General features: G+C 72.4%; 8 protein-coding genes. 5 read left to right on the top strand and 3 right to left on the bottom strand.

Features of this window, described 5'->3' with window-relative positions; translation table 11 throughout:
* Positions 1 to 107: 107 nt before the first annotated feature.
* The 3 genes from AB0E98_RS13040 (at position 108) to AB0E98_RS13030 (ending at position 5,452) form a co-directional block, all read left to right on the top strand.
* Positions 108 to 2,735: a bifunctional FO biosynthesis protein CofGH gene (locus tag AB0E98_RS13040; RefSeq protein ID WP_361701757.1), complete on the top strand. Its 2,628-nt coding sequence runs from the start codon at positions 108 to 110 to the stop codon at positions 2,733 to 2,735.
* A 78-nt stretch (positions 2,736 to 2,813) separates the two neighbouring features.
* Entirely contained in the window at positions 2,814 to 4,094 is a 1,281-nt protein-coding gene (locus AB0E98_RS13035) for a hypothetical protein (protein ID WP_361701756.1), read from the top strand.
* A 209-nt stretch (positions 4,095 to 4,303) separates the two neighbouring features.
* Positions 4,304 to 5,452: an ADP-ribosylglycohydrolase family protein gene (locus tag AB0E98_RS13030; RefSeq protein WP_361701755.1), complete on the top strand. Its 1,149-nt coding sequence runs from the start codon at positions 4,304 to 4,306 to the stop codon at positions 5,450 to 5,452.
* A 170-nt stretch (positions 5,453 to 5,622) separates the two neighbouring features.
* On the opposite strand, the gene AB0E98_RS13025 is transcribed toward AB0E98_RS13030, so the two are convergent.
* The 3 genes from AB0E98_RS13025 to AB0E98_RS13015 all read right to left on the bottom strand — a co-directional run bounded on the left by AB0E98_RS13025 (position 5,623) and on the right by AB0E98_RS13015 (position 8,159).
* Positions 5,623 to 5,826 carry a DUF397 domain-containing protein gene (locus AB0E98_RS13025; RefSeq protein WP_361701753.1) on the bottom strand — a complete coding sequence of 68 codons (204 nt, stop codon included), beginning with the start codon at positions 5,824 to 5,826 and terminating at the stop codon, positions 5,623 to 5,625.
* 231 nt (positions 5,827 to 6,057) lie between these two features.
* Positions 6,058 to 6,948: a helix-turn-helix transcriptional regulator gene (locus AB0E98_RS13020; RefSeq protein WP_361701751.1), complete on the bottom strand. Its 891-nt coding sequence runs from the start codon at positions 6,946 to 6,948 to the stop codon at positions 6,058 to 6,060.
* 428 nt (positions 6,949 to 7,376) lie between these two features.
* A complete protein-coding gene (locus AB0E98_RS13015; RefSeq protein WP_361701750.1) occupies positions 7,377 to 8,159 on the bottom strand; it encodes a GPP34 family phosphoprotein in 783 nt (260 codons plus the stop codon).
* Between the two features lie 261 nt (positions 8,160 to 8,420).
* On the opposite strand from AB0E98_RS13015, the gene AB0E98_RS13010 reads away from it, so the two are divergent.
* Together AB0E98_RS13010 and AB0E98_RS13005 are read left to right on the top strand one after the other, a co-directional pair.
* Positions 8,421 to 11,006 carry a serine hydrolase gene (locus tag AB0E98_RS13010; RefSeq protein ID WP_361701749.1) on the top strand — a complete coding sequence of 862 codons (2,586 nt, stop codon included), beginning with the start codon at positions 8,421 to 8,423 and terminating at the stop codon, positions 11,004 to 11,006.
* A gap of 327 nt (positions 11,007 to 11,333) precedes the next feature.
* Complete coding sequence (locus tag AB0E98_RS13005) at positions 11,334 to 13,127, top strand: glycosyltransferase family 87 protein (RefSeq protein ID WP_361701747.1); 1,794 nt, start codon at positions 11,334 to 11,336, stop codon at positions 13,125 to 13,127.
* Positions 13,128 to 13,350: the final 223 nt, after the last annotated feature.

Genomic DNA, 13,350 nt, shown 5'->3' with positions numbered 1-13,350 from the left:
GCCTCCGGAGCATTCCGGAGGATGCCTCCGTCTGACGTGACGAGAGGCACATGGAACGTCTGCTTCCAGTACATGGCGGTGTCGGTGTCCGCTCGTATGCTCGGACAATGACTTCGAGCGCCCCGCGTCCCGAACAGCCGACCGCCCCGACCGCCAACGCCATGCGACGCGCCCTCAAGCGGGCCCGCGACGGCGTCGCTCTGGACGTCACCGAGGCCGCCGTGCTGCTCAGGGCGCGCGGTGCCGACCTGGACGATCTGTGCGCCTCCGCCGCCCGGGTGCGGGACGCGGGCCTGGAGGCCGCCGGGCGGCCCGGCGTCATCACCTACTCCAAGAGCGTCTTCATCCCGCTCACCCGCCTCTGCCGCGACCGCTGCCACTACTGCACCTTCGCCACCGTCCCCGGCAAGCTCCGCCGCGCGGGTGAGGGCATGTTCATGTCCCCGGACGAGGTGCTGGCCATCGCCCGGCGCGGTGCCGAACTCGGCTGCAAGGAAGCGCTGATCACCCTCGGCGACAAGCCGGAGGACCGCTGGCCCGAGGCCCGCGAGTGGCTGGACGCCCACGGCTACGACGACACCATCGCCTACGTCCGCGCCATCTCCATCCGCATCCTGGAGGAGACCGGCCTGCTGCCGCACCTCAACCCGGGCGTCATGACCTGGACGGACTTCCAGCGACTCAAGCCGGTGTCGCCCTCCATGGGCCTGATGCTGGAGACCACCGCCCAGCGGCTGTGGAGCGAGCCGGGCATGCCGCACCACGGTTCGCCCGACAAGGAGCCCGCCGTCCGGCTGCGCCACCTGGAGGACGCGGGCCGCAGCTCCGTCCCCCTCACCAGCGGACTGCTGATCGGCATCGGGGAGACGCCCGAGGAGCGCGCCGAGTCCCTGTTCGCCCTGCGCCGGATCTCCCGCGCCTACCACGGCATCCAGGAACTCATCATCCAGAACTTCCGCGCCAAGTCGGACACGGCCATGCGCCGCATGCCGGACGCCACCCTCGACGACCTCGTCGCCACCGTCGCCGTCGCCCGGCTCATCATGGGCCCCTCCGGCTGCCTCCAGGCCCCGCCCAACCTGGTGGACGACGAGTACGCCCGCCTCATCGGCGCCGGCATCGACGACTGGGGCGGCGTCTCCCCGGTCACCCCGGACCACGTCAACCCCGAGCGCCCCTGGCCCGCGATCGAGGAGCTCGCCGAGCGCTCGGCGGCCGCCGGCTTCCGCCTGAAGGAACGCCTCGCGGTCTACCCGGAGTTCGTCCAGCGCGGCGAGCCCTGGCTGGACCCCCGCATCCTGCCCCACGTCCGCGCCCTGGCCGACCCCGAGACCGGCCTGGCCGACGAGAACGCCGAGGTCAAGGGCATCCCCTGGCAGGAGCCCGAAGAGGTGTTCACCGCCTCCGGCCGGACGGACCTCCACCGCGCCATCGACACCGAGGGCCGCACGTCCGACCGCCGCGAGGACTACGACGAGGTCTACGGCGACTGGGAAGCGCTCCGCGAGGCCGCCGCCCCCGGCATGGCGCCCGAGCGCATCGACGGCGACGTCCGCGAGGCACTGCGCCGGGCCGCCGACGACCCCACCCGGCTGACGGACGACCAGGCGCTCGCCCTGCTCCACGCCGACGGCCCCGCCCTGGACGCCCTCTGCCGCGTCGCCGACGACCTCCGCCGCTCCGTCGTGGGGGACGAGGTCACCTACATCGTCACGCGGAACATCAACTTCACCAACGTCTGCTACACCGGCTGCCGTTTCTGCGCCTTCGCCCAGCGCCGCACCGACGCCGACGCCTACACCCTCTCGCTCACCCAGGTCGCCGACCGCGCCGCGCAGGCGTGGGACGTGGGCGCGGTCGAGGTCTGCATGCAGGGCGGCATCCACCCCGACCTGCCGGGCACGGCCTACTTCGACATCGCCCGCGCGGTGAAGGAGCGGGTGCCCGGCATGCATGTGCACGCCTTCTCGCCGATGGAGGTCGTCAACGGCGCGACGCGCACGGGCATGTCCATCCGGGAGTGGCTGACCGCCGCCAGGGAGGCCGGACTCGACTCCATCCCCGGCACCGCCGCCGAGATCCTGGACGACGAGGTCCGCTGGGTCCTCACCAAGGGCAAGCTCCCCACGGCCACCTGGGTCGAGGTCATCAAGACGGCGCACGAGCTGGGCATCCGCTCGTCCTCCACGATGATGTACGGGCACGTGGACCAGCCCCGGCACTGGCTGGGCCACTTCCGGCTGCTCGCCGAGATCCAGCGGTCCGCGTTGTCCAAGAACGTGGAGGGTTTCACCGAGTTCGTCACCCTGCCCTTTATCCACACCAACGCCCCCGTCTACCTCGCGGGCATCGCCCGGCCCGGCCCGACCATGCGCGACAACCGCGCGGTCACCGCGATGGCCCGGCTGCTGCTCCACCCCCATATCCCCAACATCCAGACGAGCTGGGTCAAGCTGGGCATGGACGGTGCGGCGGAGATGCTCCGCTCGGGCGCCAACGACCTGGGCGGCACCCTGATGGAGGAGACCATCTCCCGGATGGCGGGCTCCTCGTACGGCTCGTACCGCTCGATCCAGGACCTCGTCGCGATAGCCGAGGCCGCCGGGCGCCCCGCGCGGCCCCGTACGACGCTCTACGGCGAGGTGCCGAAGGAGCGGCAGGAGGCCGCCCTCGCCTCGGACGGCCATCTGCCCACGCTGCTCCCGGTGCTGGACGGCGGCGACGGCAACGAATGATCTTCGTTCGCACAAGTGTTGCGGTTCTGTCGCGGACCGCCGACCCGGCGGCGACAGTGCCCGCATAAGGTGTCCCGCATGTCTTGGCCCCAGAACCCCCCGCAGCCGCAGCAGCCCGAGCAGCCGCAGAACCCCTCGACGCCGCCGCAGGGCGGCTTCGGCCCGCCGCCCACGTGGGGCCCGGACGGCGACGGACACGCCCAGCCCACGATGATCTCCCAGCCCGCCGTACCGCCGCCGCCCGGCCCCGCGCGGGGCGGCGCCCCGGGCGCGGTCCCGCCGCCCCCGCCGCCCGCCCCGGGCCCGGTGCCCGGCGCTCCGGGGCCCGTCCCGGGTGCTCAGGCTCCCGGCGCGCCCGGACCGGTCCCCGGCCCCGGCATGGCCCCGCCGCCCGGTATGCCCCAGGCGCCGATGGCCCAGCAGCCGTGGCCGCCGCAGGCCCCACAGGGCCAGGCCCCCCATGGCCAGGCGCCTTACGGCCAGGCTCTCCACGGGCAGGCCCCTTACGGCCAGGCCCCGGGCCCGCAGGCCGGGAAGAGCAACAAGACGCTGATGGCCGTCATCGGCGGTGTCGTGGCGCTCGCCGTCATCGGCGGCGGCGCGTACTTCGCCTTCAGTGGCAACAGCGGCGGTGACGACGACAAGAAGAACGACAAGCCCCAGGCCGGCCAGTCCCGGTCGCAGGCCCCCGCCGCGCCCGGGCAGCCGGACAAGCCGGCGGACGGCGGCGCCCCGTCCGACCCGGCCGCCCAGCAGCCCACCGTCCCCGGCTGGCAGACGCAGGCCCGCCCTGATCACTACTTCCAGTACGACGTTCCGGGCAAGGCCGACAAGTGGAAGGTCTTCCCGACCGACACGGCCATCTCGTACACCGAGGACGGCAAGCCGGTCGTCGTGATGACCGGTACGTCCAACTACAAGGAGGGCGGCTGCTCCTCGCAGCCCAACCCCGACACCTTCGGCGAGGCCGGCCAGGGCCAGCTCGCCACGGTGGGCACCACCGGTGGCGGCAAGGACGGCGACCTCAAGACGAACGCCCGCAACTGGGCGGGCAACTGGGGCTTCATGGCCTACGGCGGCAAGGACCACAAGCCCAAGCTGGAGTTCACCGACGAGAAGGAGTGGAAGCACAACGGCATCGACGGCTGGACGGCGACCGCCAAGGTCACCGTCACCAACCGCCCGAGCTCGTGCGTGCCACCCACCGCGATCGTGAAGTCCATCGCCCAGAAGATGCCCGACGGCACCTTCCACGGCTGGGTCATCTACGCCGACCAGGGCATTCCGGACGCGCTCACCGAGGCCCAGATCGACAAGATCATGAACACGGTGCGCCCGGCCAAGGGGCCTGGCGCGTAATCGCCTTCGGCCCGGCGTCCTCGACGCCGGGCCGGCCGCGGCGCACTACAGTGCTGTGCCGACCGAACAGTGCCGTGTCCACCGAACGGTGCTGTACCGACAGTGCTGTATCGACAGTGCTGTACCAGCAGTGCTGTGCCGACCGACGCGGGCCCGGTGAACGGGGCCCGCGGCCCGCTCGCCCCTCTCCCGTCCAGGAGGCCGGACACGTGACCACGACCGCCGCGGCGGGTACCGCCGGAGCCCCCGGACCCCTTCCCCGGGGCCGGGCCGATCAGCAGGACTTCCGCTCCCGGGTGCGCGGCTGCCTGCTCGGCGGGGCGATCGGGGACGCGCTGGGCGCGGGCATCGAGTTCGACTCCCTGGAAGCGATCCGCGCCGCGCACGGCCCCGCGGGCGTGACCGACTACGTCCCGGCGTACGGCCGGCGCGGCGCCGTCACCGACGACACCCAGATGACGCTCTTCACGGTGGAGGGGCTGATCCGGGCTCACGTCCGCCGTGACACCGGGGCCTGGCACCCGCCGGCCGACGTCCACCGCGCGCATCTGCGCTGGGCCGCCACGCAGGAGGGCTGGGGCCCCGACGAGCGGGTGCGGGACGCGGGCTGGCTCGCCGGGCAGGACTGGCTCTACGCGCGGCGGGCCCCCGGCGGGGCGTGCCTCTCCGGCCTCGCCGACCACCGGATGGGCACCCTGGCGGCGCCCAAGAACCCCGGCTCCAAGGGGTGCGGCGCGGTGATGCGCTCCGCGCCGTTCGGGCTGCTGACGGACTGGGCCCCCGGTCTCGTCCTCCAGCTGGCCGACGAGTGCGCGGCACAGACCCACGGTCACCCCACCGGCCGGCTCTCGGCCGCCGCCTTCGCCGTCATCGTCCACGGCGCGGCACGGGGCGAGCCGCTGGAGGCCGCCACCCTGCGGGCCCTGGAGCTGCTGGCTGCCCGGCCCGGCCACGAGGAGACCACCGCTGCGCTGCGGGGCGCCCTGGCCGCCGTACGGCAGGGCCCGCCCTCGGCCGAGCGGCTCCAGTCGCTGGGCGAGGGCTGGGTGGCGGAGGAGGCCCTGGCGATGGGGCTGTACTGCGCGCTGGTGGCCGAGGACGTCCGCCACGGCCTGCTGCTCGCGGTCAACCACGGCGGGGACTCGGACTCGACGGGCTCGATCTGCGGAAACCTCCTGGGCGCCGTGCACGGGGAGACCGCGCTGCCGCCCGGGTGGGTGGCGGAGCTGGAGGGACGGGGCACGATCCTGGAACTCGCCGACGACTTCGCCATGGAGCTCACCCAGGGCTCCGCGCTCCACGGCCCGCCCGGCGCCGCCTCGTCGGCGGCCTGGCTGGCGCGGTATCCCCGCGCGTAGGCGATGGCTCCGCGCGTAGGCGATGGCTCCGGGCGTAGGCGATGGCTCCGGGCATGGCGGAGCCCTCTCGGCCGGGACGGGGTGCCAGGCAACAAGAGGGCTCTCTGCGGAAAATCGATACGGCGGTTTTATGTCGCTGTGCCGGGTGATCCGCGTCAACGCGCGGTCGGTCAGAGGGACTGCGCGCTGTCGCCGACGCCCGTCACGAACACGGACCAGGACTCCGAGGAGAAAGCGAGGGCGGGGCCCTGCGGGTCCTTGGAGTCACGGACCGCGATGGACCGCACAAGCGGGGAGGCGACCTCGACGCAGTCGCCGTGCGCCAGCGAGTAGGAGGACTTCCGCCACGTGGTCTTTCCCTGCTGAATCGCCATGAATTGCTCCGATGCCTATGAGTGCTGCCTGGTACGGCCGGGAATCGCCCGGGTGCCGGCCGGAAGACGGCCGGGAACCCACTGGCCGGACCGGTAGGGCCGGTGTCCCGACGCGATCGACGTTACGCGCCAACATCACCTGATGAATGGCCCGTTCACTCGACCGGATGGCATATATCCATCTCCCCTTCCTTCGTGGTGGGAAGGGGTGTACGGTCCCGCCCCCGCATCTCACGGCTGCTGGTTCGGTCCCTCCTTCCGGCCGTCCCCCGTCCAGTCCTCCGCGACCTGGAGGATGAACCGCCGTGAGTCCTCGGCGTTGAGCGCCTGCATCCGCAAATGCTCGTACATCACGCTGTACGCCTGGACGTCGTTGGGCTTCTCCAGGTACAGATCGCTGGTGATGCCCTCGAGATAGACCGTGCTCGCGTCCTGCGGATCGTGGAACTCGAGGATGGAGAACTTCCCGTACATGCCCGGGTGCGCGCCCACCGCGTACGGCAGCACCTGCACGGTGATGTGCGGCTGGAGGCTGAACTCCACCAGATGCTCCATCTGTTCGCGCATGATGGCGCTGTTGCCGACGATCCTGCGCAGCGCGGACTCGTCGATGACCGCCCACAGTCGCAGCGGGTTCTCCGGGTCCGTGATCCGTTCCTGACGGCGCATCCGCACCTGCACGCGCCGTTCGACGTCCGCCGCGGTGGCCTCCGGCCAGGAGCCCTCGGTCACGGCGTTGGCGTAGTTGGGCGTCTGGAGCAGGCCGGGCACGAGCGACGCCTCGTAGACGCGCAACGACGCCGCGTCCGTCTCCAGTCCGATGTAGACGCTGTACGGGATGTCGCCGAAGGCATGCCACCAGCCTTGCTGTCGTGACTCCTTCGCCATCTGCATCAGCGAATCGACGATGCGGTGGTCCTCGACGCCGTACACGCCGCACAGATCGCGGACATCGCGTTGGCTGATGCTGCGGCGGCCGTTCTCCAGCCTGCTGATCTTCGACTGCGAGACCAGGAGCCGCTCGGCCACCTCCTCGGCGGTCATGCCCTTGAGCTCACGGAGCTTGCGTAGCTCCTGCCCCAATCGGCGCCGTCTTACGGTGGGGTTGACACTGGACGCCACGGGACGCACCTCCGGCTCCGTCATGCTGCTGTCTCCTGCTCCGGCAGCCTGCCACCACCGGCCGGGGCGGCGCTGGAAAATGCTTACACCTGGTCCGCTTGTGGTGACCCTGATGCGGATGCGCGTGACGTAGTCGTGCCTACGCACACGACCGCACGGGCGCGCGCCCGTGCGCGCTTACGCGTACGCGACGCCCATCGGGATGCTCCCGGGACGCGCACGCGGGGCGGCGGGGCCGTACCACCGTCCTCGGACGGTACGGCCCGCCGCCCCGCGCTGTTGCGGCTCCCGGACCGGGGTCAGGGGGACCGCGGTGCGGTCGGTGGAGCGGAAGTGGTGCCTGGGGTCGTGCGTGGGATTGTGCGAAAGGTTGTGCCGAGGGTGGTGCCGGCGATGATGCGGCCGTGGTCAGCGGTTGCGGAACCGTTTCACGAGGCACCCGCGCGGGCCATGACCCCACCGTGGTGCGGGACCGCCCGGCCCGTGCCGACCGCCGCCGGCTCGACCGGCGCCCGTACGGCCGCGCGCCGGCCCGAACCGCCGCCGCCCGCCGTACCGGTCGTGGCCGGCGCCCGGCGCGGTTGCGCCCCGACCCCGTTCTGCACGTCCATCACGGCGTGCGCGACGAGCCCGCCCATCGGGTCGTGCCGGATGAGGTCGCGCAGCCGGGACCGCGAGGAACGGCCCTCGTTGCCCGGGTAGAGGTGCTTGCCCAGGCCGACCGCGTGGGCCAGGGCGGCGAGCGCGGCCGTCCGCGGGTCCGGCGGGACGCCGGTGCGGATCGCGCTGTCCAGCCGGTTCCTGATCTCCCGGCTGATCGCCGTGTCCGTCGCCTGGTAGCGCGTGGTCGGCAGCACCCCGCACATCTGGCCCGCCACGGCATGCACCATGCCGCACCGCTCCAGATGCGTGAGATACGTCTGACGCAGCCCCAGCCGGGGCCCGCCGATCCAGTGGACGGCGCGCACCGGGCTGCCGCGGCGGCGCAACAGCTCGAGCGCGGTGTCCAGGGTCGGATCACCAGTCGGCCGTGGGTGCACCACGGCGATACGATCCCCGTCTGGGGCTATCCGTCCGGCCAGAGCCAGCTCCACGAGCTGCGCTCCGGCGAGACCGAGGTCGAGCGACTGCGGCTGCGCCGTGGTACCCGTGGCCGGGTCCAGGGCGAGCAGCAGAAGCTCCTCCGGAATTGTTCTGCGGCTCCTGCCCATCCATGCCTCCCCGCGTGGATGAGTGACAGGGTGACCCCTCTCACATTGGTCTGTCGAGAGCGCGTGGTGACTTCGGGTGGGAACCGGTAGGTATGTCGTCTCGTCTTGCACGTGGGTGAAGGCGGACACCGCTCTGTGACCCACTAGCTGTGCCCTGGCGCGACGGCGGCAGAGGACACTGATAGACGTTAGGGAATCCGGGCCGCGGGGCGCTTGTCGTCCCGCCTCGGTGTACGTGCGCGGAATTTCGAGGAGGCATCGGTGGCGGGCGAGTCCCCCGGCAAGTCGGAGCAGCGGAAGTCGTCGGGGGAGACGACTCGCACCACTGGTACGACCGGCAATGAACGCGACCCGCGGCTCGGAGTCTTCCGGGCCGCCACGGACACGGCCGAGGACCGTGCGGACGGCAAGGCGGACGACAAGCCCGGCGCGTCCGGCACGTCCGAAGGCTCCGACGAGGGCCGCCGGACCGGCGAGGACGCCTCGACGGCCGCCGCGGCCGGTTCCGAGACCTCCGGGACCGACGCGGCCGCGAAGTCCGCGAAGCCTGCCGAGTCGGCCGAGGCCGCCGAGCCCGCCGGGAACGGGAACGGCGGCGGCAAGGGCGACGCCCGGCTGAAGGCCGCCGTGGCCGCCTGGGTGGCGAGCGAGGACGAGAACGGCCCGGACGCCGGTGCCGGTACGGACGCTGACGCCCCGGCAGAAGCGGCGCCTGCGGCGAAGGATGCCGCGGACCGCCCCACGCGGACCGATGCGACTGCGAAGGCCGAGTCCGACGACGGCGCGGCTGACGACGCGGCCGCCGACGCGCAGGACAAGTCCGGCGCCGACCAGGCGACGGCTGTTTTCCGCACGGTGCGTCCGAAGGCGGACGAAACCGGCGGTGACACGGCCTCCGAGGCGAAGAAGCCCGCTGCCGTCGACAAGTCCACCGCCGCCGCTGACGACCCGTCCGAGGACGGGAAGAAGCCCGCCGCCGACCAGGCGACGGCCGTCTTCCGCGCCGTGCGCCCCAAGGCCACCGGTGCCGATGCCAACGGCGGCGACAGCGACGATGACGGCAAGAAGGCCGGCGTCGACCAGGCCACGGCCGTCTTCGGCGCCGTACGCCCGAAGGGTGGCGCCGACGCGTCCGAGGACGGGAAGAAGCCCGCCACCGACCAGGCCACCGCCGTCTTCCGCACCGTGCGCCCCAAGACGGACAAGAAGGACGAGTCGAAGGCCGACGCCCCCAAGGTCGACGCCCCCAAGGCCGGTGCCGCCAAGCCCGACAACGGCGACCAGCCGACCGAGCTGATGAAGGCGCCCACCCCGCAGCCGACGCCCGGTGGCGAGCGCAAGAGCCAGTTCGTCCCGCTGAAGAAGGACGACGGGGCCGCGCCGGCCAAGCAGGCCGCCAAGGCGCCCGCCAAGGCCGCTCCGGCCGGGGCGAAGCCGCAGCCCGCGAAGCCCGAGCCCGCCGAGCCCGCGAAGCCCGAGCCGGCGAAGTCCCAGGTCCCGCCGCCCCCGGGGCGCCCCGCCGCCCCGGCCGCGCCCGTGGAGCCGGCCGCGCCGCTCGACCTGCTCGCGCATCTGACGAACACCCCGCCGCCGCCGGAGACGCCCGTGCGGTCGGCCGTGCGGCGCGTCAAGATCTGGACGCCGCTCGTCGTGCTGCTCGGGATCGTCTTCGTGATCGTGCAGTCCTTCCGGCCGCTGCCCGGCCCGAAGCTCTCGCTCGGCGCGAAGAAGTCGTACACCTTCGAGGGCGGCCAGGCGCCCTTCGTCTGGCCGGACGAGGGCCAGTCCGCGGCCAAGGTCGTGGGCGCCGGTGACGTGGGCACGTACGGCCCGCAGAAGCCCGTGCCGACGGCGAGCGTCGCCAAGGTCATGACCGCTTATGTGATCCTGCGGGACCACCCCCTGAAGAAGGGGGACAAGACCGGCAACAAGATCACGATCGACGCGGCGGCGGAGAAGGAGTCCGGCGCCGACGGCGAGTCGACGGCCACGGTCCGCGCGGGCCAGGAGTTCTCCGAGTACGACATGCTCCGCATGCTGCTCATCCCGTCGGGCAACAACATCGCCCGCATGCTCGCCCGGTGGGACACCAACGGCGCCGAGGACGCGTTCGTCAAGAAGATGAACGACGCCGCCAAGGAACTCGGCATGACCAACACCACCTACACCGACCCCAGCGGCCTGACGGCGACGACGAAGAGCACGGCCGTGGACCAGGTGAAGCTGGCCGAGGTGGTGATCAAGAACCCGGTCGTCCGGGAGATCACCCAGCAGCCCAACGCCGACATCCCCGGCGGCCCGCACATCAACAACAACAACGACTCGCTGCTCGTGAAGGGCACCGGCGTCCTCGGCATCAAGACCGGCTCCAGCAGCGCGGCCGGCGGCGCGCTGATGTGGGCGGCGCGGCGGGTGCTCGACGGCAAGGAGTACCTGATCGTCGGCGCCACCATGGACCAGCACTTCAAGGGTCTGGACCCCAACGGTGAGAACAGCCTCACCAAGGTCAAGAACAAGAGCTACGAGCAGATCACGTCGATCCAGAACGCTCTGAAGACGGTCACCGTGGTGAAGAAGGGCGATGTCGTCGGTCACGTCGACGACGGTCTCGGCGGGCAGACGCCCGTCGTCGCCACCAAGGACGTCGAGGCCGTCGGCTGGGCCGGCTTCGAGACGAAGTTCGCGCTGTCCGACGCCGGCCGGAAGATCCCGCACTCGGCGAAGGCCGGTACGGAGGTCGGCGAGCTGGTCGTGGGCAGCGGCCCCGACGCGGTGAAGGTCCCGGTCGTGCTGAAGACCGCGCTGGCCGAGCCCTCCTTCGGCGCCAAGCTGACCCGCCTGGGCTGACGCCGACCGGTCGGGGAGCGGCTCCTGGTCCGTACGAGTGGGTACGGGCCGGGGGCCGCTTTCGCGGTCGCCGCGATGGGCGGAGCGGCCCGACGGCGCGTGCTAGCGTCGCCAGGGTTTGCTCACCACACCCGGAGCATGCGTGAAGATGGGGGAGAAGACCGCAGGGGGAAGACGGGGAGAGCCGCAGTGACCACCGTGGGGCCGGCGCGGCCCAGAGACCCGGAGCGACCGGAACGGCCGGAACGGCCCGTGCGTCCGGAGCAGCCGGAAGCACCGGGCGACGACACCGGTGACACCGGCGCACCCGTGAGGGGGCGCCCCGCCATGACCCGTGGGGCCACGTGGCGGCGCCCGTCGTGGGCCGTCGTCCCGCACCACCGCAAGGGCGGGCGCTACGCCGCGCTCACCGGGACGGTCGGGATCACCCTCCTCGTGGCCGCCGTGCTGCACATCCTCTGGATCTGCGTCTTCGCCAACAGCGGCGGCGACCTCGCCGCGCAGGACGCGTGGGCGGAGTTCGCGCTCCAGCACCCGGCCTCGGCGTACAACCTCGCCTGGTACGGCGGGATGCACCCGGTCTCGTACAGCGTCATCTCGCCCTACATCATGGCCGCGATCGGCGTCCGCACCACGATGATGATCGGGGGCACGGTCTCGGCCGGCCTGATCGCGCTGCTGCTGGTCCGCAGCCGTGTCGTGCGCAGACCGCTGTGGCCGGCGCTCTACGGCACGTTCGCGCTGATGTGCAACGCCATATCGGGCCGGGTGACCTTCGGGCTCGGCGCGATGTTCGGGCTGGCGGCGGTGGCCGTGATCTTCGCGTGGCCGGTGCGCTGGCGCTCCTCGGGCCGCTACCGCTGGGGCCGGGCCGCGCTGGCCGGGCTGATGGCGGGGCTGGCGACGGCGTCGAGCCCGGTGGCCGGCCTGTTCGTCGGCATCGTGGCGGCGGCGCTGTGGCTGAGCCGGCGCCGGCCGGCGGCGTACGCGCTGGGGCTGACCCCGGTGGTGGTGGTGGGGCTGTCGGCGTGGCTGTTCCCGTTCTCCGGGCAGCAGCCGATGGCCTTCGCCTCGGCGATCCTGCCGCTGCTCGCCGGGCTCTTCGGCGTGTTCATGGCGCCCTCCTCCTGGCGCACGGTGCGGGCCGTCTCGGCGCTCTACGTGCTGGGCGTGCTGCTGGTCTGGCTGATCCCCTCGCAGATCGGTACGAACATCTCCCGGCTCGGGATGATCTTCGGCGGCGTGGTGCTGATCGCTGTGCTGACCGGGATGGAGGTGCCGCCGAGGGCCGAGTTGCGGAGGCGCGGCAAGGCCTGGTTCGCGACCGTGCTCGCCGTGCTGACCCTGACCGGCTGGCAGCTGGCCAACTCGATCAGCGACATAGTGCACACCACCCCCGCCGCCTCCTGGGCCCGCGAGCTCGCCCCCCTCGTGGACCAGCTCCAGAAGCTGGACGCGGCGGGCGGCCGCGTCGAGGTCGTCCCGGCCCGCAGCCACCGCGAGGCCTCGGCCCTGGCCCCGTACGTCAATCTCGCGCGCGGCTGGAACCGGCAGGCGGACCTCAAGCGGAACCCGCTCTTCTACGAGGAGGGCATGCTCACCCCGGACAGCTACCGCGCCTGGCTCGGCCGCTGGGCCGTGGCCTATGTGGTGCTGCCCAAGGACGAGCCGGACAACGCGGCCGTCGAGGAGGCCAAGCTCGTCGAGCACGGCCAGTCCTATCTGCGCGAGGTGTGGTCCGACGAGAACTGGCGCGTCTTCGCGGTGAAGGACCCCACGCCGCTCGCAGACCCGCCCGCGGTGGTGGACCGCTCGGACGCCGAGGGGCTGACCGTCACGGTGAGCAAGCCGGGCCCGGTGCTGATCCGCGTCCCGTACTCGCCGTGGCTGGGCCTGGTCGACGCGCAGGGCAAGGACATCCAGCCCCCCAAGGCCGGGCCGGGCGGCGAGCCGCCGGTCAATGTCAACGGCTGTCTGGCCAAGCAGGTCCAGGAGTCCCGCGCGGGCCAGCCGGAGGACGACTGGACCCTGCTGCGCGCCCCGCACTCCGGTACGTACCGGATCGTGGCCAAGTACAAGCTGCCGCGCGGCACGGGCTGCCCGGACGACCTGGCGCGCTAGCCGCCGATAGCGGCCGCGCACTGTCACCTCGAACGGGTGACCGAGAGTGTTCTCTCGGTCACCCGTTCGCAGTCTTGGCGGGGAGGCCGTCCGGATGATCTCGGGCCCCCGGGATGACCTGCCCATACGGCCCCGCCCCCGGCCGCCCCGGGCTGCCGGAGGCCCGTCCCGCCGGGTGCGGGCCCCCTCGGACGCGGTTTCCCTCGGCAGAGAGGAGCGCGGA

It is taken from the genome of Streptomyces sp. NPDC037389, assembly GCF_040636475.1.
GTDB classification, from domain to species: Bacteria; Actinomycetota; Actinomycetes; order Streptomycetales; family Streptomycetaceae; genus Streptomyces; species Streptomyces hesseae.
This window is presented reverse-complemented; position numbering and strand designations above follow the sequence as displayed.